This window comes from Shewanella sp. ISS20 (assembly GCF_056522965.1).
Genome location: NZ_JAWRZK010000001.1, coordinates 1,335,715 through 1,354,910, shown reverse-complemented (window position 1 = coordinate 1,354,910; position 19,196 = coordinate 1,335,715). Strand labels below are relative to the sequence as shown.

Genomic DNA, 19,196 nt, shown 5'->3' with positions numbered 1-19,196 from the left:
GTGCGGTTAAGTCCCGAATTCAACTCCGAAGTGCAACACTCAACAATTAAGCAGCTAATTGGTGAAACATCACCGCGGGCTGCTTAAACTTCAAACACTTTTTGGGTCGATAGTTAATTCTATTCTGAGCAAATTCGATCAATTCATCACTCACTAGCCTCAAATCAACGCCTTTTTTGACATACTGCCGGAGTAATCCATTGGCGTTTTCATTCGCACCACGTTCACACGAACGATAAGGGTGCGCAAAATACACTTGGGTATCTAGCGCCTCTGCTATCTCTTGGTGGTTAGCAAATTCGCGTCCATTATCTGCCGTTATCGTTAGCACATGCGCCTTATAGGGCATCAGCAACTCAATCGTCGCTTTCGTTACATCTGCCGCTGACTTCGAATTGACTTTCTTTATCAAATAAAACCGAGTCTTACGCTCTAATAGGGTCACAATTGCTCCCGTTCCATGTAGACCCAATACAGTATCGATTTCCCAGTCTCCGAATCGCTCTCGACTATCGACAATCGCAGGTCTGTCGTCAATGGATACGGCGTTTTTTATGGTAGGAGCTTGCTCTACTTTACCGCGCCGATAACGCTTATGTCCTTGGCGTAAATGACGATAAAGTTTACCACCCCGGCGTTTGTCGCGTGCAATATAGCGCTAAATCCACTCGTGACTGACGGGTTCCTTCACTAGGCGCAACACCTGCGAGATTTGCTCAGGGCTCCAATCCAATTCCAGCAAAAGTATGATGCTCTCTATTCGCTGCGAGGGTATCGCATATTTACTCGACTGACGCCTTATTGTGACAGCCTGCTCGTGTGCAATATCAGGCTGATAGCGTGATTGCCCTTGGCATCGTTTCACTTCCCGATAAACACTAGAGCGATGGCAATGAATGCATTTAGCTATATGTGCTATCGAAAAGCCCTGTTCTAAAAGCACGGAAATCTGGTATCGTCTTGCTTCAGTCAACTGTTGATAATTCATAGTGATACTCTTTTACTTTGGCGAGATAAAGCGTACCACTTTCAGCAGTTGGCTTCTTCTACACCTCAATTAGAGTGTCGCAGTTATTATCTGAATTCTGGGTTAACCTGAATATTGAACAGCCTTTGACATAGAGCGTTGCACTTATTATCTGAATTCAGGTTTATCTCTTTAATCATTTGTTAGATGAATTAAATAAATAGTTTTACTTATTAGGGGAAGTAATGCCTAAAGTTCAGCGATAAGTGTCTCTAAAGTAACTAGGCGTTACTGGAATATCACCACCGCAGGTTCACGTTAGGCAATAGGTCATTAATTTGCGGATAGGCGATGGTTACTAGCCAATAATAGTTATAAACATCTACGTCAATATTGCTTACAGATATAGACTCATGCTGTAGCATTTCTGATTACGTGATTACGTGATTACGTGATTACGTGATTACGTGATTACCTGCTTACAAAGCTGTGTTATAATTTTTGTTTTTGCGAATATTCATTCTTTATTTAATTGAAGCCAGCACATTCATAACTAAAGTTAACATAGCTTGTAACAAATGTAGCGATAGTGACTTATTGTCACGGCTCTAGGCTCATACTTAATTTGTATAATTATTTTAGGACAGTTGGTATCATGAAAAAAATAAATGTCATTGGCATTGTATTATCATTTGCGGTATCCCTTGTTACTGTCCATCTGCTTGAGTCAATTAACAAAGATAAGCTAAATAGTAAGTTTATCACTAACATTCTTTTTATTAGTGACGCAATATATAGATACAACATAAACAGTCTTAACACTGAGCTCATTGTAGTTGCCAGTACCAACCACGATTGCTGCGTTATGGTTCATGGGACCGAGGAGCGACAGGTTAGAGATCTATCTGACTCGCTTGATAATTTATCAAACGAGTTGCAAAGCAATCCGATCATAGCAGATAACTTATGGACGGTTGCGAGTGTGTATCCTGAATACATCATCCCCAAACCCTTTAGGCATGAATATGTCGATCTATATGAGCGCTATTCAACTGCTGGTGATTATCTTAAGCATATTTTGACGTTGGAAAAGATTGATAAAACTATTAAAAAATAGTGCCCTAACTATTTTTTAAACCATGAGTGTTTTCGGGCCTTATGTTGAAGTAGGAACGAATGAAGAGCTATTTTCAATTTATTATCCATTGTATTTGGATCGTGAAGTCTTTTCGGTATTAGTTATTGATGTCAAAAGTGATTTTATCGATGACTTTGTCACAAAATTTAATGATGAAAAAATGACTTGGTTTGAATTATCTAGTGATAGAAATGACATAAGTGAAATTGTTGAGCGCGCGTTAGCGCTTACAAGTGAAAGCGGAAATGTCAGCTTACCTGTAAAATCTTCTTTACCTTATACTGGCATCGCCATTTTGCTATGCACTATCATTTTGTATAGTATTTTTTTGTTTGCTAAATATTTAAGAGCGTTTTATATCGAAAGCCGAATCGATAAATTGTCTGGGTTTTATCGTAAAGATGGTTTTATCAATAATAAGCTCTTGGTATCGTCTATCTGTTTGATTGATATTGATCATTTTAAGAAAATCAATGATATCTATGGCCATGCTGTCGGAGATGTAGTGATTACCGAAGTTGCTAATAGATTGAAATTATCAATGCGAGCCTCTGATCTTGCTATCCGCTGGGGTGGCGAAGAGTTTGTCATTATCTTTAATGGTAAACTTACGTTTGAGCAATTTAATCTCAAAGCCAATCAATTATTAAGCGTAATAAATAGTGAAAAGATAAACCATATCGAAGTGACAATATCCATTGGTGCGCTTCACTCTGAGTCACAAATGCCGTTGAAGGAAGCGTTTCATACGGCTGATAAGGCTCTTTATCAGTCTAAGAATTCAGGGCGCAACCAAGTCACTATTTATCAGCTTTAATGCTTGGATTGCCTTAGAGGCATAGTGGTTTTGCTGCAAGCTCAATCCATGCCTCTCATGCTCATTTTTGTTAGGGTCGCAACACAGTAAGCTTTATCATTTTTATTAGAAAATCCTGAGCATAGCTGCGATTAGTTAATCGTGGCTAACACCCAAGTTTATCCCTGCCTAACTTCCCCCTGCGAACCTAGACAAACTCTTGCCATTCATGACTCGTTAACGTCTAATGCTAGTGGTGTTACTGAATGGCTACTCCTCGTTAACAATTCGCCTCATTAATTCATGCCGGCAGTGGCTCATTTAGATAATCCTGGGAGCTGAATTTACGCTTGGCCACGATTTTGACCTTAAGCTGTTTAATTACAGATGATGAAAGGATGCATACATGCAGCAAATAATACCTTCGTTAAATTATCACTCGCCGTTGCCGCGGGCCTGTTGGCGGGGTGCAGCAAACCTGCCACCGAGCATCAAGTTAATGCTTCTGCCATTGAAGCTCCTAAGGCCATAGCTAATCCTTATGAGTTACAGCAAACCTTATATTTCGGCGGCGATATCATCGCTATGGCTGGTGATACTCCTGTCTATGCCGAAGCGTTGGTGCAGCGCGAAGGCAAAATTATTTTTGTGGGTAGTAAAGCGGATGCCTTAGCTACCTATGGCGGTAAGGCTCAAGAGGTTGATCTTAAGGGCAAGACGTTATTACCTAGCTTTATTGATTCTCATAGCCACTACATTAATGCCTTGTCGGTGGCCAGTCAGGTAAAGTTGTACGCGCCGCCCGCAGGCCCAGGTAAAGATGTGCCCACCATCATCAGCGAAATCCAACAATTCGTGAAGCGCAATAACATCCCCGAAGGCGTGATGATTATGGGCTACGGTTATGATGATACTGTTATGCCAGAGGGTCGTCTTTTGAATTGTGACGATTTAGATGCTGCCTTCCCGAGCAACCCGGTGCGCATTGATCACGTGTCTATGCATGGCGCTGTGATGAATAGCCTAGCATTAAAGCAGTTTGGCATTGATACTAATACCAAAACGCCTGCAGGTGGCATTATTGTGCGTAAGCCTGGCACCAATGAACCTTGGGGCCTCATCATGGAAACCGCTTTCTTACCCGTGTTTGAAAACGCGGCGCCACTAACGCTTGAGCAAGAAATTACCGGCACTAAGGCCGCGCAGTTATTGTATGCCTCAGAAGATTACGACTGCGCAAGAAGGCGCTAGCCATTTTCCGCAACTACAAACGATTCAACGTGCCACTGATGCTGGTGTCAATCTGATTGATGTCGTCGCTTTCCCTTTTATTACCGATCTTGATAAGACGTTAGTTGCTTATCCGGTTGAATCTTGGGGTAAATATAACAGCGACTTTAAAATTGGTGGCGTTAAAATATCCATTGATGGCTCACCGCAAGGGTGCACAGCCGCCTTTACTACGCTTATTTAACCGGTGGCCCTAGTGGTGAAGAGAACTGGAAGGGTGAACTGTTTGCTCCACAAGACACCATTAATCAGGGACTGAAAAAAGTGTACGCGCTTGATGTGCCCGTGCTGTTTCACGTTACTGGGGATGCCGCCATTGACTCCTTAATCACGGCTCATGAATTTGCGGCCAGCGATGACTTAGCCAAGCCGCGTAATGTTACGGCTATTCATGCGCAGTTTACTCGTAAAGATCAGATAGCTAAGTTTGTTCAGTACGGTATTAGGCCATCATTTTATAGCTTACATACTTATTATTTTGCTGAGACGCACATAAAGAATCGCGGTCAAGAGCAAGCCATGTATATCAGCCCGATGCGTGATGCTATTGATGCGGGATTACACCCAACCAACCATACAGATTTTGTGGTCACGCCATTAAATCAAATGTTTATGTTGTGGACTGCTGTGAATCGTATTTCGCGCGCTGGCGCTGAAATACGCATAGATCAAAGTGTGACGCCTTATGAAGGACTCAAGACCATGACCTTATGGGCGGCTGAGCAATTAGCAGCGCAAGACTCAAAAGGCACGCTGGAAGTTGGCAAGCTTGCTGACTAAGTGATTTTGGATGCTAATCCGCTCAAGGTTGATAAAACTGCGATTAAAGATATTAAGATGGTGGAAACCATTAAAGCGGGTAAATCTATCTATCAAGCTCAATAAGCCTAAGAAAATTACGGCTTGGTATAGTGTTTGTTTCGTCAGTGCGTAATCAATATCTTAAAAATCCGCTATTTTAGCGGTTTTTTATTGTCTGGCGAATGCTATTTCTAGGCGTCTTCATCCCGCAAGTTGACAGGCTTTAGACTAAGACTAACACTCAAGATTAATCAATATTGACAGTGACTTTGCGATAAATAGCACGGTTAAGGTTATAATAAATAACGCAATAAGCAATAACGCAATAAACAGTGTCATAGATTAGATAACAGCAGTGCTAAGCCTGCAATGCCAACATCAGAGCCAACACAGCACCAGCGCCGCTTAACTCAAGTTTTAGCCGTGCGTTGGGAGTTACTGCCCAATCCCGTCTAGGCTGTAAGTAGCTAAGGGCGCTAAGCCTGGGTTTTACTCTTAAGCATCAATCAATAAGGAATGCCCGTGAATACGCTATTAATTGGAAAAGGTGACCAAACTGTGTACTTAACCCTTAAGTATGCTAATCGTCATGGGTTAATTGCTGGCGCCACGGGCACAGGCAAAACAGTATCCTTGATGAGCCTAGTGGAAGGTTTTTCGCGCCAAGGTGTACCGGTTTTTATCACAGATGTAAAAGGCGATATTTCAGGGCTTGCGGTGGCGGGTACTGCTAATGACAAACTGCTTCAGAGAGTTGCCGATATTGGGGTTGAGAATTATCACAATGAAGCCAATCCCGTGGTGGTATGGGATTTAGCGGGGCAACAAGGGCATCCACTGCGCACCACCATTAGCGACATGGGGCCGACGTTACTCAGTCGCATGTTAGAGCTTAACGACACTCAAAGTGGGGTGTTGGATATAGTGTTTCAATTGGCTGACGATCAAGGATTGTTGCTGCTCGACTTAGATGATTTGCGTGCCTTGCTGACTTTTGTCGCCGATGATCGCAAGCAAATCTCGGCCAAATATGGCTTGGTTAGCGCGCAAACATTGGCGGCTATTCAGCGCGAAGTTTTGGGGTTAGAGCGCGATGGCGGTAAGGACTTTTTCGGTGAGCCGGCATTAGTGCTAGAAGATTTAATGCGAACTAATTTGCAGGGGCGGGGCGTGATTAACTTACTCGCCGCCAATAAATTGATTTTAACGCCACGATTGTATTCGAGTTTTTTACTTTGGATCTTGTCTGAATTATTTGAGAATCTGCCAGAAGTCGGCGACATGGATAAACCCAAATTAGTGTTTGTTATTGATGAAGCTCATTTACTGTTTGAAGGCTGCCCACCGAGTTTATTAAAGCGGGTGGAGCAAATTATGCGGCTTATCCGCTCTAAAGGCGTAGGCGTTTATTTTTGCTCACAATTTCCTGATGATGTTCCCAGCGAAATTCTAGGCCAATTAGGTAATCGCATTCAACATGCCTTGCGTGCTTATACGCCGCGGGATCAAAAAGCGGTTAAGACCGCCGCCGAAACCTTTGTGCCCAATCCTAAACTTGTCGTCAGTGAGGTGATATCGCAGCTTGGTGTGGGTGAAGCCCTAGTGTCTATGTTGGCGGATAAAGGCGTACCCACTATGGTTGAGCGCGCGATCATAGCCCCGCCACGCTGCCGCATGGGGGCCGCGACGGCTGCAGAGTTACAACAAATTCGTAGTCAAAGTCCGATTGGCAGCAAATACGATAATGCCATTAACCGTGAATCGGCTTACGAATTACTTAATCGGCGTGCAGATAATGCTCTCTCTAGCGCCAGCGCTAATAATCCTGCCAATGCTAGTATTGCAACCGCTCAACGCTCGCCATCAACGACTGACTCAGCGGCATCAACTAAAGATGAGCCTGGTTGGTTTAGTGAGCTTATTTTTGGCAATAGTCGCCGTCAAGGCTTAGCCGAAACCTTAACTAAACAGGCAGCGCGCACTGTGGGCAGTCAGTTAGGTAAACAAATTTTACGCGGCATTTTAGGCGGAATTTTAGGTAAAACGGGTAAACGCTAGCGCTTGATTTGTATAAATAGATGGAATGAGTGCTTGAATGCTTATGTGAAATGACTAGTGGAATGGCTGTTTGATTTGACTCAAGGGACTTGGTTTAACGCTCAGCTTGGTATTCATCCAAGCTGAGCGTTAAGTGCTACTGCTAAATGTCAATGCTACATAGGTAATGCCGCATTATTAGTGCTAAAGCAAGTTAGCTTAAGCTCATAAACAAACCAGCAATGGTAGCTGCCATCAGGTTTGACAATACACCCGCCGCTAACGCTTTAAAACCAAGAGTGGCAATTTCAGAGCGGCGCTCAGGCACTAAGCCGCCAATGCCGGCAATGGCAATCGCCACAGTACCGAAGTTAGCAAAACCGCACAGGGCAAAGGATAAAATCACCTGAGTACGCTCAGACATCGGCATGCCAGTCGCGGCCACTATGGCATCACCGCTTAAATATGGGGCTAAGTTGATATAGGCAAAGAATTCATTAATAACGATTTTCTGGCCGATAAATGAACCCGCAAGCATGGCTTCATCCCAAGAGACACCCATCAAGAGCGCAATTGGCGCAAACAGATAGCCTAGAATTTGCTGCAGAGTTAAGTTATCAATACCAAACCAGCCGCCAATACCGCCAAGCATACCGTTTAGCAGTGCCACTAAGCTCACAAACGAAAACAGCATAGCGCCAACGGCAAGAGCAAGGGATAAGCCATTCATGGTGCCTGAGGTGGCTGCATCGATAATATTGCGTGGCTGCTCATCTTGCTCAGTCAGTTGCAGCGGTTCATCGTTAAAGGGCTCTGTGTGTGGGATAAGCAGTTTGGCAAATAATAACCCGCCTGGCGCTGCCATCAGGGATGCTGCCAACAGATATTCCATCTTAATACCCAGCTGCGCATAACCTGCCAACATAGTGCCGGCAATTGAGGCTAAACCGCCGCACATCACTGCAAATAATTCAGAGCGAGTCATCTTAGGGATATAAGGTTTGATCAATAATGGCGCTTCTGTGACCCCTAAAAAGATATTGGCACTGGCTGACATAGATTCAGCTTTACTGGTGTTTAATAATTTTTGTAAGGCGCCACCAACGATAGCGACAACTTTTTGCATTATGCCAAGGTAATAGAGTACGGCTGATAACGCCGCAAAAAATACCATAATTGGTAATACTCTAAAGGCAATAACAAAACCACCGGCACCAAAGAGTTCAAACATTTTATCGCTGACTAAGCCGCCAAACATAAATGACATACCATCATTGCTGTAACCTATGACAGTAGATACGGCGCTCGCCATGGAAAATAGCACTGACTGACCCACAGAGGAATAAATGACAAATCCGCCAAGGATAAACTGCAATAAAAAAGCAATACCAACCGTGCGGTAGTTAATCGCTTTACGGTTTTCTGAGGCAATAAAAGCCACAGCCAGCAAAGTAATGATGCCAACAATACTAATTAAAATATGCATTTAATTTATCTACAATTAAAAGTGAAACCAAAGGGGGGCAATCCCTGAATAAATGCCTTAGCTGAATTCAGCGCATGGTAATTAATCATGGATTGCCGATGTAATGGGATGACTAAGTATGACGTAAATGAGTCACGCTATTAATTAGCGGTAATTACCGCATCAATCACATTCAGAATAAAGTGCTGACAATCTATCGCCGTTTGTGGCTCAAAATCTTGATCATGCTGATCGGTATTAGATAATACTCGAATACTGACAAACGGAATTTTGTAGGCTTCGGCCACCATAGCGGCTGCTGATGTTTCCATTTCTTCAACGGCGGTGCCAAAGGTATTATGGAACCAATTGATTCTATCTAACTCGCGATTCCATTCATCTCCAGTACCAATAATTCCCGTCACTACTTTGCCCTTGGTGTAAGTTGGGGCAAGTGATTGCGCCAGTGCCACTAATGCAGGGTCGGCGTTAAAGTGATTATGTTTCACCACATCACCGTTCTCACGCAGGTACATGGTCATATCAAAATTGTGCCAGCGGGTAGGGTGAATACCTTCGCCAGGTTTAGTGAAGTCAGTTTTATACGAACCCATATTAAAGCTGCGTTCACCAATCACTATATCGCCACGGAATAACTGAGGATCATGGCCGCCAGCCGTGCCTTGGTTAATGATGCACTTAGGGCGAAAATGCTCTATCGCTAAAGTGGTTGCCGCGGCGGCATTAGCTAAACCAATTTCTGTGCGGGAAACGATGACAGGATATTGATTAATTTCGCCTTGCCAAAACGTCCATGAGCCAAAGGTGGTGACTGTCACCTTATCTAGGGCTGCAATCAAGGTATCCACTTCGATATCCATCGCCCCTTGGATCAAAATCGGTGGCAATTGATTATCGGATAACAGTTGTTCAGTAGTAGGCATGAGGATATATATATTCAACATGGAAAGTGCGTGGATCTTAACAATCGTTAACCTTAGCGACAACCTATACAGTAGTTATCTAATTGGGGGGGCTTGTTAATAATAGCGATCGATTAATCACTATGACTTAGACGGTTATCGCTAATAGTCTTGTTTACTAATGACATTGGTGGCGTTGATTAAATGTTTGAAATAACACTGAGGTTACAACCTTGTTATTTGAGAACACAGTTTCCAATATTAGCGACTAATCATGTAGTAAAGGTGTATTGTTAGTGTTCGATTGCCGTATGCTAATTGTGCAATAAAAATGCGCCCAACAAGATTAAATACTGTCATTCAGTGTAAGCGTGATAATGAATGTTGAAGATAGGTAAATTAGAATGAGTGGTGGTTTATTATACATCTAACCGCTGGTTTTAGTTGTAAGCGTAAGTGCGAATTTAAGTGTGAGTTTAGGTACAAATCTAAGCGTGGTTGATAGCGCCAATTTAAAGGTGAATTGAGGTGGAAATAGAAGTATCAATAACAGCCGTGGAAACTTTTTGATGAGTGGATTAGCTAATTTATCTTCAATAATAAGCGACCTTAAATAAGGCCGCTTATTATATTCATATCAAGAGCTATGGGCTCGTGTTAAGCCTTATGCTTAATCAGCTTGGGTTATTGACCGAAAGAATAGGTCTTTAAGAACTGAATGCCGTTATTAATATCCGGGGTGAAAATTCGATCTCTTTCCACAAATGGTACAACCTTACGGTACTGCTCCATTAATTGACCAGTGCCTTGCCCAAGCTCTTTATCATGATCACGCACGCGCATTTCCATGGCTTGAGTGGTATGCAGCACTTCGTAGGCATAAATTTCATAACCAATATTTGCCATCTTCTCTACGCGATTAGCGATTAAGTTAACGTTGCTAAAGGTCTCTTCAATACCAATTGAAGTCGGAATGCCATACAGAGTAGCGCTATTGGTCAAGGTCATGGCTTCGGCATAAATTCCTGACATAGATTGCGCTATGTTAGCAAAACCATCTCCGCCGACGTTTTCTTTTGCTACCAGATAAGTCGGTAAATGGGTACGGTGGCCATCATCTAACTGAGTGGTACGCCATGCCGAAATATGAATGACTTGCGCAAGAGCGCGCCCAAGCGATTCCATTTGAATGGCTAATTGAGTGTTGTCAAAATTGGCCCCTGAATTAACGAATACATTGTCATCACCTACGCGCAAAGCATTGACCGCTGGCATATCACTGTACCATAAATCGTCACGCGCCAGCGTATTCACAATCGGGTTATCTGTGGTGTGGTTGATGGCGGTATTGAGTAACTCTTTGGCTTGACGCAATTCTTCCATCGCGGCCGCTAAGATATAACCCGATGAACGGAATGACAGCGGATCTTGCAGGCCTCGTTCGCTATCCAGTTGCCATAAATACGAGCCTTTGAGTGCGTTTAAAATTGCTTCGCTGGCTTCGTGGCCTTGTGGCCAGCCTTTTGTATCAACGGTATGCCACAAGAAAGGGGAAATATTACCATTCAATGCCTCAAGAGATGAAGCAATGACTATTGGGGTCAGATCCAGTAAATGCTCGACTTTTTTCAGCGCTGCAATATTTTGCGCTTCAGCGACGTTACCGTTAGATAAGATTGAAATGCCATCTAAACCAAAAGGTCGATACGGCTTAAGTTTTAGTTCGCTGCGCACTTCTGCCGATGGGCGACGTTGCCCTTGATACATTACGTCCCATTCACCCATTAAGGCTAAGCCGATATGCGTGGCAAGACTTAAATCATTGGCACCAGATGAACCGCGCCCCGGAATGAGCGGGGTGACATCGGCGTTAATGTAATCCATAAACGCCTGTGCGCCTTCCGCGCTCATAGCCGTATAACCCGCAGCCATTTGATTGAGACGAATAACCATGGCCATTTTCGATTCACGTTCAGTTAAAAATGGCTCAACACCTGCCGCTTGAATACGCATTTGGCGCTCATTAAACTCTAACGAAGCGGTGCGATTAGGCTCATCTTCCACTGACGAACCCGCGACGCGTTGACCTTTAAGAGCGCCATAGTTGACGGTTAAGCCATAAATAGATCGCCCATCGGCCGCGGCTTGAATTGGCGCCTTATAAGAGGCATCAATCCTCTGCCACCCCTCTTTAGAAATGGTAACATCTTCACCTGGTTGGGATATTTCCCACAGTTTATCAACGCTCAATGAGCGCCCATCCAAGGTATGAGTGGCCGCATTCACGGATAAAGGTAAACTCGCAGCAATCAGTAATGCCAATAGTTTTTTGTTCATGGTTAATTCTCAAATGGCTGGAATATTTATTTCAGATTGTTAAATTCGACTTTATGGCAGTCAGAGCAAATGTCTTTTGACGGTTTATGTTCTGAGTGACACACAGTGCATTCCAGTAAGTCCTCATAATGATGAGAATTGTGGGGATTCTTATCAAAACGATTAGGCAGAGTAGGGATGTCATGCATGCCGCCATGACAATCAATACAAGCTTGAGCACTTGGGCGTTCAAATGCGCCTTTAGTGGTATGGCAAGTGCGACAATTCATCTCGCTGCCAAGGGCTTGAATGTGATGATCTTTAATCGTCGGCTTAGCGGCAAACGCGCTGCAAGATAACAAGGTTGCTAATAAGGCAACGGCAAAAGAAGTTTTCATTATGAGTTCGCCTTATAGTTCGCGGCGCTTCTGCCGGCAATTTGACCAAACACTAAACCATCGACGGACGAACAGCCGCCTAATCTATCCATACCGTGAGTACCGCCAGCGACTTCGCCTGCTGCAAATAGACCTTTAATTGGTTCACACGTCGTGGCATCGATCACTTCTGCGTTCGGGGTAATACCGACGCCGCCCATGCAATAATGCAATTTCGGTGACAAACGCAGTGAATAGAAAGGCGCAACTAATTCAGTGCGTCTATCCAGTGGTTTATTAAATGGATCCGGCTTGCCAGCTACAATTTCGTTCCAATCAGCAATCGATGCTGTTAATGCCGCTTCATCGACGCCATGACGCTTGGCCAGTTCAGCCACAGAGTCTGATTTAAACACGGCGCCATCGCGATAAGCACCCGCAAAACCTTCGGCGCGTTTGGTTGTAGCCTCACTACAAAAAGTAAACGGATAGTTAGGTTGCTCTGCCGTGCCTTTTTCTAACACGACTAACTGAGCTTCTGCGCGGGTGCGGCGGTCAGCCAATTCATTCATAAAGCGCTTGCCGGTTTTAGGATCGATGGCTATGCCTTCACTAAAGGCATAATCGGCAAAGAAGGAGGCAGGTCCAGCGCCGCGCTCATCCGGTGTGGCCCATGGGCCTAATTGATACATATCTAGCATGATAGGCAGCGAGCCGACTTCGAGCAGTGATTTAATCATGCCTGCAGTGGCGCCAGGGTGCGCAGTTGCTTCTAAATGGGCATAAATTGGCATAGTGGTTTTAACAAATTTCTTATCTTGGCCCCAACCACCGGTAGCGACGACTACGCCATGGCGTGACTTATAGGTCTTTTCGCCTTTAAATTTTCCGGCGTAAAAATCAAATTTTTCTTGAACTGCAACACCTGTCATCGCCTTGTTATCATCACGCAGCAGTTTGGTGACTTGAGTGCGGTTTTGAAACTGCACACCTTTATCACGCAAATACTTATGCATAGGCACAACGATACCGCCGCCAGAAGCATTGGCTGGAATATGCGCTCTTGGCGCGCTATGCCCACCTAAGCGAATAATTTTATCTTTAAACTCAACGCCGCAACCAATCAGCATGTCATAGACGGTATGTGCTTCATTAGCCATGGTTTTACATAATTCTGGATGATTAAAACCGCGACCGGCTTTCATCATGTCTTGGATCATTAACTCTGGAGAGTCTTCAATACCGAGTTGTTTCTGTAATTTGGTATTGGGCATACACGCAAGGCCGCCACAAATGGCTGAGTTTCCGCCCCAGGTTTCCATTTTTTCTAACACTAAAATATTCTTTAACCCAGCTTGGTTGGCAGAATAGGCCGCGGCTAAACCGGCGAAACCACTACCGACAATAATTAAATCGTACTCGCGATCCCAATTATCTGCGGCTGTTACTGCCGATGACGAAAATGGTATGGCAATTGCTGCGCTGAACCCTAGGCTTTTGGCGAGAAACGCTCTTCTTTTCATTATTATCTCACTAAATAAGTTAATTTCAGTTTTCAACAGGATAATATTCATCAAGCAGTGCTTAGTTTGTGATATTGGTCTGATATATCTCGGTATATTAATTTACAATACCTGCTATTGTGGCTATGTTTTCGCGATGAATGCGCTGATATGGCGCTAATTAATCCGAGTTATTTAGTTCGCGAAATAAAGGCAAAAATTCATAGCTTTGAATGTAATCTCAAAATTATATAAATATTGACGCAGAGCACAAAAACCATGCTTAAGAATACCTGTATCCATCATTTCTATTACGCGGCTAAATTTTCATCTTTCTCTAAAGCCGCTAGCTTTTTAAAAACCACTCAACCCAGTATTAGCTCAAGTATTATTTCGCTTGAAAAACAAATAGGCACAAAATTATTTGAGCGCCAAAGCCATGGTGTCAGATTAACGCAAGCGGGCAGTGACATTTTTGCTAAGGCTGAAAGTGTGGTGTTATCTATTAATGAGATGAATGCCGCATTATCGCAATCCGATAGACAAGCTGTAGTAAAAATAGCCACTCAGCCGAGATTGTATGAAAAATATTTATCCGCCAAATTAACCTCAGAATTTATTGAAGAGTTTTTTATTCAAATCCATACCGGTGAATTAGCAACGTTAAAAGAATGGATGGATGCTGGCGAGGTAGATGTAATTATTACTGAAGGTATATTTAACCATCATCCAATATTTGAACCCGTGGCTGAATTAGATAATCTTAAATTTTTTTGGGCAAAAAAAAGAGGTATGGAATTTAGCTCACCTATTCCTACCTTTGTGCACTCTGAAGTCTGGAATCATTGGCATGACTTAGCAGCATGCATGTATAACAATCCTGACTTTCGCAAAGTGATGGTGATAGATACACCAGATTTTTCGTGTAAATTAATTGAACGCGGTATGGGAATTGGCTTATTGCCAGAAGCGATTATTTTTTCACATGAGATGTTAGAAAAATGCACCGGGCCGACCCCTGGTAATATTGATGGCCCGATTGCCTGTTATGTTAACCGCGAGCGTAAACACGAGTTACATAATATTGGGCTGATAGATAGAATAGTTTCAAAAATTAGTTAGCGTGTTTTGCTTATTGGCTCGCTATAAACAATGGCAATTTGCTTGCCGTACCCTTAGTTATGGATAAGGTAGAGGTACACTTGGGCTTAATTATGGCCAAGCTAAACCTGAACCGATAAGCCATCAATCATATCGCTGGCATACTTATTTATATGATTGACGGCGCGTTAGATAAAGTTACTCAGCGCTAAATGCGGCTTCGGCTTTTTCTAATTCTTGCTCGATCTTAAGTTGAGCATACTGCTCTTTTTTCAGCTTGGCTTCTTCAGCAAGCGTGATTTCTCTTTCTTTAAAACTGTGTTTCTCAGTCTTAGTCAGAAACTTATACGCAAGCTTGTTGCCAAGTACGTAGGCAACGACATCTTCGCCTTTCACTCGGCGCTCATCGACGCGTTGTGAAAAACGGGCGTTATCGCGGGCTTTACGTTCAGCGGCGTTTAATTTACTCATAATTTTTCTCCTCATTAGTTAATCACGGTAGTATTTCACTACGCTCAGTTAAACAAATGAGTTGTGTTGCACATTCATAAAGCTGATGGGGGATTCTACCATAAGCTTGCCCTAAATAAGCGGCAAATACCCAGCAGTGCTCGCAACACTCAGATTTAATGCCATAGCGCACTTAAGTGAACTTTTAAGGCTAATGAGTAAAACCCTAGATTTTAAACACACTGAGCCCACTCAATAACCAAAGCGCGTTGCTTCAAAACGGTTCAATAACTTATGGATTAGGTAGCACAGGAGTAGCGTGGCAACTATGGCGATGAGTACGCTGCTGACTCGATATAAGGCACTGAAGATCAAGTCGTTGCCAGGGGTCAGGTATTGGCCAAAGAGAATGCCTAACGTCGTCATGGCACCAAAGCCCACGCCTGAACCATTGGCTTCTTTAACATGTGCCTGGCTAAAGATCATCAAGCCAATCCACAACAGGGGCGCGACTAAGATTAATAATCCTGACCAGTCATAGAGTACCAACTGCACCACGATGCCAAACGATACGCCAAGCAAAGTGCCGATGGCACGTTTGCGCGCATAATCGAGCGCGCCATTCCAATGCATAGGAAACAACAGCAACAAGGTGGTTGCTTGCGCCGACATTGAATCGCGCAAGTCTAATATCTGGAATACCAAAAACGATGCCGTGGCTATTGTTGCGCCCAGTAATGCTTCATGGCGCATTCTATGCGGTGCCTTAGGCCCAGGCTTGTATGCCGTTCTTGGCTCGACATCTGGCCAGAGTGCTGTCATGGCATAAGCGATAATAATTGACAGTACTGTTGCCCAAAAGCTACTGAAAATTAAGTCGTTTAAGTTAGTGCTGGGATAGCTGGCAAAGTGCAACATGATACTGAGGCTTAACACACCGTTGGCGCCAAATAGGAATAAACTGCCACGGGACATGGCTGCAAATCGGTATAGAAAGAGTAAGAATACTAGGGGCGTCATCATGCCGGGATTGCCGCCGAAAAGTCCCGCTAGCAAGCCGACTTCTATACCCGCCATGGCAGATGAAGCCAATAACTGGCGCATGGCGTGCGCGTTCATCACTGGCATCAGCCCGAGTAACAGCATGGGAGTGACAGTGAAAAAGACCCCATAGCTCAAGTCAAACATTTTACACAGAGTAAAACCTAAGGTCGCCCCGGTGGCAATCCGTAAACACTGGCGTAAATCGTTAGCCGTCAATGGGCTATGGCGTAATAACATGCAGGTTGCCTTGTTCTTTGGTGGTATTGATACCAAGGTTTAGGATGTTTAGCGGGCTTAGGCTAGGTTAACACTCGTCGTGCGCTCTATTGCTTGGCATCACTTAAGTACTTACGCGCCGCATAGCGGGCAAATAACTTACAGGCGGCGATGTGCAGCGCGTTAATAAGTGAGTGGCAGTAGCAGTTAATATGCGCCTATCGAGTGCATTAGATATGGCATTAGCCATGTGAATCCTATTTATTTAGACAAGCGATTTAGACAAGCGATTTAGACAAGTCATTTAAGCGAGCCATTAGCTATGCCACTGATTAGGGACTCGCCGTGCTCATCCATTGGTAGTTAGCCGCTAATAGACGTTGCAGTTTACGGCTAATAAACATAGTGCAGCAGACTGATGGCTTTAATCTGCATTTGCGCTAGCAAATTAAATACGCCATTTTCTGGCAGCAATTGCACAGTTGCGCGCGCGCCGGCAGCTAAGCTTGGCATAGCTACGCCCTCTAATTGCAGGTGAATTCTTAAGCGCTGCGCATCACGCACCCAACGATCAGATTCTTGCGGCGCGGCTAAGCGGCCATTAGCATCAAATTGGCCAGCGCTCACGCCGGCATCCACGCTACTTACCTTTGCCAAATATAAATGACCAGGATCACCATCAAACGCAATCAAAGCGCTCGATTCCTCATTGACGCCACGCAGACTCTTTTCACGAAAATCAGCAATAATATCAATCTTTTCGGATACCAAGGCCAACAAAGGTTGGCCGACAGTGGCAAAGCTGCCTACGCCTAACTGCAAGTTAGTCACAATCCCATCTTGATCGGCGCGGATTTGGGTGTAAGACAGATTAAGCTCGGCTTGAGCGAGGTGATTTTGCGCCTGACGCACCTTAAGATTATCTTCGCCATAATTGCCGCGGCTCACTTTAAGTTTTTTTAAACGTGCCTCGGCGGCGAGTAAATTGGCCTGCGCTGTGGCTGCATCACTATCGGCCTGATCCCTTTGCTGCTGCGATACGCCATGGGTGGCATACAAGGTATCTAAGCGTGTCGCCTCGCTGCGCTTTTGGTGAGCGTTAGTTTGATTGGCATTCACGTCCGCTTTAGCCGCCAAGAGTGACGCATCTAATTCGGCATTGTCTTGACGCGCTTGCTCTAAGGCCAATCTGGCTTGTGATACTGCTAACTCATAGGGCGCAGCATCGATTTGAAACAATAAATCGCCCTTAGCCACCGTTTGGTTATTGGTCACGGCTATGGTCTCAATTTTACCGCTAATTTGCGGCGTCACTTTAGTCACGACACGGGTCGCCATGGCTTGCGGCGTCAATGGCATCATGGTATCGGCTAACATGAAGTAGCCAAAAACCATGACAAAGCCAAACATGGATAATTTTACTAAACGGGCAAATTGTTGATCGGGTGACATGTTGTTCTCACTCTCTGATATCTATCGGCTTAGCCAATTTGGCGATGGCATTGTCACTGATAAGGTTAATAATGCGTTCAAACTCACTGAGTTCGTTGGCACTAATGCCAAGCAGTAACTCGCGGCGCACTTGCATTATCCGCACTTCCATTTGCTTTAATACCTCTAAGCCTTCAGGTGTTAAACACACAATCTTGGCCCGTTTATCCTTGTCGCAGCAATGGCGCGCGACTAACCCTTGCTGTTCTAATTGCCCCAAGGTGCGCATTAGTGATGCCAATTCAATCTCTAAGCCATCGGCCAGCGCTTTTTGACTGACCTTGTCACCAAGGCGCAGCAGTTTCCACAATACCGTCCAGCGCGCATGGGTTAATCCCAGCGGCGCCAGCTCGATATCCGCCACGTTGCGCCACAATCTATGCAAACGGCCAAACTGTTCTGCCAGTGATAATTCTTTTAATCGCTCTAATTCATTGGTTTGCATCTTGCTGACTCATTTAGTTAGCGTGCTAAGCATTGTACTTAGTTAGCAGGCTAAGTAAATGCCAGCACAGGCGATAGCGGATTAACAATGGTTTATGTTGACCGTGCAAGTTGATAGGAGTAGGGGGAATAAAAAACCAAATAGCGGTTGGAATAGCAGGGTAAGCTTCATTGCGGCCGCGCTCCAACCAAAGGTATTTAGTCGGTAATCAATGCAATAACCAGCCCAATAGCATTGTGTGGGCACGCAGCCAAAACTCACTCATCACTGTGAGCATTTAGAGACACAACATCGACATTTTGCGTCTTGTTGTAAGCACTTCAACACAGGCTGACTTCCCGCCTATTTCATCGATAGTAGCTTTCAAGTTATTCAAGGAGGCAATGGGTTGGTGACTATTGTTAAAAATCATAATTTTCAGTCAAATAGCCATCCACCTTCACCGCCATCATCGGTTTGTTGCAGCCTTGCTAATCTTTTTGTGGCTAAGTCACTTTTGGTTACTCCAGTGCCAACTGAAAGTGCTGTATGTGGTTGTTTTACAATCAACGGCTGTTTTTTGCTCTACTCACATTTAAACTTTAATATCACAATAAGCTATAAAAGCGCTATAACTTTCTTTACGTTTTTTATGTTCTGAAATAGGAGAAAATATAAAAAAATATGGATTAAAATTCACCTTATCAGTTCGTAAATCACCATTCCAATTTATAAAAGAAGTACTTCTAACTAAAATGTCAGAAAACAATTTATCATTAAGCTCTTTAACTAATGTATTGCATACTGTTGCAGCTTCTTGAATAACAGAGAAATCTAGTTTAATAGGTTTTTCCAAGA

General features: G+C 44.0%; 17 protein-coding genes and 1 pseudogene. 7 read left to right on the top strand and 11 right to left on the bottom strand.

Going from position 1 to position 19,196, the window contains the following annotated elements; genetic code table 11:
• Window positions 1-46 precede the first annotated feature (46 nt).
• Window positions 47-988: pseudogene (locus tag AC1HDP_RS06170) on the bottom strand (IS30 family transposase).
• A 634-nt stretch (window positions 989-1,622) separates the two neighbouring features.
• Between AC1HDP_RS06170 and AC1HDP_RS06165 the strand changes: the two are divergent.
• From AC1HDP_RS06165 to AC1HDP_RS06140, 6 genes are all read left to right on the top strand, one after another.
• Window positions 1,623-2,084, top strand: coding sequence for a hypothetical protein (locus AC1HDP_RS06165; RefSeq protein WP_479638061.1), 462 nt, complete (start codon window positions 1,623-1,625; stop codon window positions 2,082-2,084).
• Window positions 2,085-2,106: 22 nt separating this feature from the next.
• The gene (locus AC1HDP_RS06160; protein WP_479638060.1) at window positions 2,107-2,922 is read left to right on the top strand and encodes a GGDEF domain-containing protein; all 816 of its coding nucleotides are present in this window, start codon (window positions 2,107-2,109) and stop codon (window positions 2,920-2,922) included.
• A gap of 366 nt (window positions 2,923-3,288) precedes the next feature.
• A complete protein-coding gene (locus AC1HDP_RS06155; RefSeq protein ID WP_479638059.1) occupies window positions 3,289-4,152 on the top strand; it encodes an amidohydrolase family protein in 864 nt (287 codons plus the stop codon).
• Complete coding sequence (locus tag AC1HDP_RS06150) at window positions 4,115-4,375, top strand: hypothetical protein (RefSeq protein WP_479638058.1); 261 nt, start codon at window positions 4,115-4,117, stop codon at window positions 4,373-4,375. Before AC1HDP_RS06155 ends, AC1HDP_RS06150 begins: the two co-directional genes overlap by 38 nt.
• A complete protein-coding gene (locus tag AC1HDP_RS06145) occupies window positions 4,345-4,971 on the top strand; it encodes an amidohydrolase family protein (protein ID WP_479638057.1) in 627 nt (208 codons plus the stop codon). Before AC1HDP_RS06150 ends, AC1HDP_RS06145 begins: the two co-directional genes overlap by 31 nt.
• Before the next feature lie 543 nt (window positions 4,972-5,514).
• Window positions 5,515-7,050, top strand: coding sequence for a helicase HerA-like domain-containing protein (locus tag AC1HDP_RS06140; protein ID WP_479638056.1), 1,536 nt, complete (start codon window positions 5,515-5,517; stop codon window positions 7,048-7,050).
• A 193-nt stretch (window positions 7,051-7,243) separates the two neighbouring features.
• Here AC1HDP_RS06140 and AC1HDP_RS06135 read toward each other — a convergent pair whose 3' ends face one another.
• The 5 genes from AC1HDP_RS06135 to AC1HDP_RS06115 form a co-directional block, all read right to left on the bottom strand.
• Complete coding sequence (locus tag AC1HDP_RS06135) at window positions 7,244-8,515, bottom strand: NupC/NupG family nucleoside CNT transporter (protein WP_479638055.1); 1,272 nt, start codon at window positions 8,513-8,515, stop codon at window positions 7,244-7,246.
• Window positions 8,516-8,655: 140 nt separating this feature from the next.
• Window positions 8,656-9,438, bottom strand: a complete 783-nt coding sequence (locus tag AC1HDP_RS06130) for a 5'-methylthioadenosine/S-adenosylhomocysteine nucleosidase (protein WP_479638054.1) — start codon at window positions 9,436-9,438, stop codon at window positions 8,656-8,658.
• A gap of 663 nt (window positions 9,439-10,101) precedes the next feature.
• A complete protein-coding gene (locus tag AC1HDP_RS06125; protein WP_479638053.1) occupies window positions 10,102-11,754 on the bottom strand; it encodes an HAL/PAL/TAL family ammonia-lyase in 1,653 nt (550 codons plus the stop codon).
• A 26-nt stretch (window positions 11,755-11,780) separates the two neighbouring features.
• On the bottom strand, window positions 11,781-12,131 hold the full coding sequence (locus AC1HDP_RS06120) for a cytochrome c3 family protein (protein ID WP_479638052.1): 351 nt from the start codon (window positions 12,129-12,131) through the stop codon (window positions 11,781-11,783).
• Window positions 12,131-13,633, bottom strand: a complete 1,503-nt coding sequence (locus AC1HDP_RS06115) for a flavocytochrome c (RefSeq protein WP_479638051.1) — start codon at window positions 13,631-13,633, stop codon at window positions 12,131-12,133. Before AC1HDP_RS06115 ends, AC1HDP_RS06120 begins: the two co-directional genes overlap by 1 nt.
• A gap of 258 nt (window positions 13,634-13,891) precedes the next feature.
• Here AC1HDP_RS06115 and AC1HDP_RS06110 point away from each other — a divergent pair, with 258 nt between their 5' ends.
• Window positions 13,892-14,734 (top strand): LysR family transcriptional regulator, encoded by an 843-nt coding sequence (locus AC1HDP_RS06110; RefSeq protein ID WP_479638050.1) that lies wholly within the window; start codon window positions 13,892-13,894, stop codon window positions 14,732-14,734.
• Window positions 14,735-14,911: 177 nt separating this feature from the next.
• Here AC1HDP_RS06110 and AC1HDP_RS06105 read toward each other — a convergent pair whose 3' ends face one another.
• From AC1HDP_RS06105 to AC1HDP_RS06085, 5 genes are all read right to left on the bottom strand, one after another.
• A complete protein-coding gene (locus AC1HDP_RS06105; protein ID WP_479638049.1) occupies window positions 14,912-15,184 on the bottom strand; it encodes a DNA polymerase III subunit epsilon in 273 nt (90 codons plus the stop codon).
• A gap of 231 nt (window positions 15,185-15,415) precedes the next feature.
• A complete protein-coding gene (locus AC1HDP_RS06100; RefSeq protein WP_479638048.1) occupies window positions 15,416-16,444 on the bottom strand; it encodes a DUF2955 domain-containing protein in 1,029 nt (342 codons plus the stop codon).
• 372 nt (window positions 16,445-16,816) lie between these two features.
• Window positions 16,817-17,875, bottom strand: coding sequence for an HlyD family secretion protein (locus AC1HDP_RS06095; protein WP_479638047.1), 1,059 nt, complete (start codon window positions 17,873-17,875; stop codon window positions 16,817-16,819).
• A gap of 7 nt (window positions 17,876-17,882) precedes the next feature.
• Complete coding sequence (gene slyA, locus AC1HDP_RS06090; protein ID WP_479638046.1) at window positions 17,883-18,359, bottom strand: transcriptional regulator SlyA; 477 nt, start codon at window positions 18,357-18,359, stop codon at window positions 17,883-17,885.
• Window positions 18,360-18,933: 574 nt separating this feature from the next.
• The gene (locus AC1HDP_RS06085; RefSeq protein WP_479638045.1) at window positions 18,934-19,194 is read right to left on the bottom strand and encodes a hypothetical protein; all 261 of its coding nucleotides are present in this window, start codon (window positions 19,192-19,194) and stop codon (window positions 18,934-18,936) included.
• Between the last annotated feature and the right edge of the window lie 2 nt (window positions 19,195-19,196).

Excerpts from the sequence above, each read along its gene's own strand:
- AC1HDP_RS06155 (WP_479638059.1), top strand. The coding sequence starts at position 3,289 with ATGATGAAAGGATGCATACATGCAGCAAATAATACCTTCGTTAAATTA.
- AC1HDP_RS06160 (WP_479638060.1), top strand. The coding sequence starts at position 2,107 with ATGAGTGTTTTCGGGCCTTATGTTGAAGTAGGAACGAATGAAGAGCTA.
- AC1HDP_RS06165 (WP_479638061.1), top strand. The coding sequence starts at position 1,623 with ATGAAAAAAATAAATGTCATTGGCATTGTATTATCATTTGCGGTATCC.
- AC1HDP_RS06125 (WP_479638053.1), bottom strand. The coding sequence starts at position 11,754 with ATGAACAAAAAACTATTGGCATTACTGATTGCTGCGAGTTTACCTTTA.
- AC1HDP_RS06150 (WP_479638058.1), top strand. The coding sequence starts at position 4,115 with ATGCCTCAGAAGATTACGACTGCGCAAGAAGGCGCTAGCCATTTTCCG.
- AC1HDP_RS06115 (WP_479638051.1), bottom strand. The coding sequence starts at position 13,633 with ATGAAAAGAAGAGCGTTTCTCGCCAAAAGCCTAGGGTTCAGCGCAGCA.
- AC1HDP_RS06100 (WP_479638048.1), bottom strand. The coding sequence starts at position 16,444 with ATGTTATTACGCCATAGCCCATTGACGGCTAACGATTTACGCCAGTGT.
- slyA (WP_479638046.1), bottom strand. The coding sequence starts at position 18,359 with ATGCAAACCAATGAATTAGAGCGATTAAAAGAATTATCACTGGCAGAA.
- AC1HDP_RS06110 (WP_479638050.1), top strand. The coding sequence starts at position 13,892 with ATGCTTAAGAATACCTGTATCCATCATTTCTATTACGCGGCTAAATTT.
- AC1HDP_RS06095 (WP_479638047.1), bottom strand. The coding sequence starts at position 17,875 with ATGTCACCCGATCAACAATTTGCCCGTTTAGTAAAATTATCCATGTTT.
- AC1HDP_RS06130 (WP_479638054.1), bottom strand. The coding sequence starts at position 9,438 with ATGCCTACTACTGAACAACTGTTATCCGATAATCAATTGCCACCGATT.
- AC1HDP_RS06120 (WP_479638052.1), bottom strand. The coding sequence starts at position 12,131 with ATGAAAACTTCTTTTGCCGTTGCCTTATTAGCAACCTTGTTATCTTGC.
- AC1HDP_RS06135 (WP_479638055.1), bottom strand. The coding sequence starts at position 8,515 with ATGCATATTTTAATTAGTATTGTTGGCATCATTACTTTGCTGGCTGTG.
- AC1HDP_RS06105 (WP_479638049.1), bottom strand. The coding sequence starts at position 15,184 with ATGAGTAAATTAAACGCCGCTGAACGTAAAGCCCGCGATAACGCCCGT.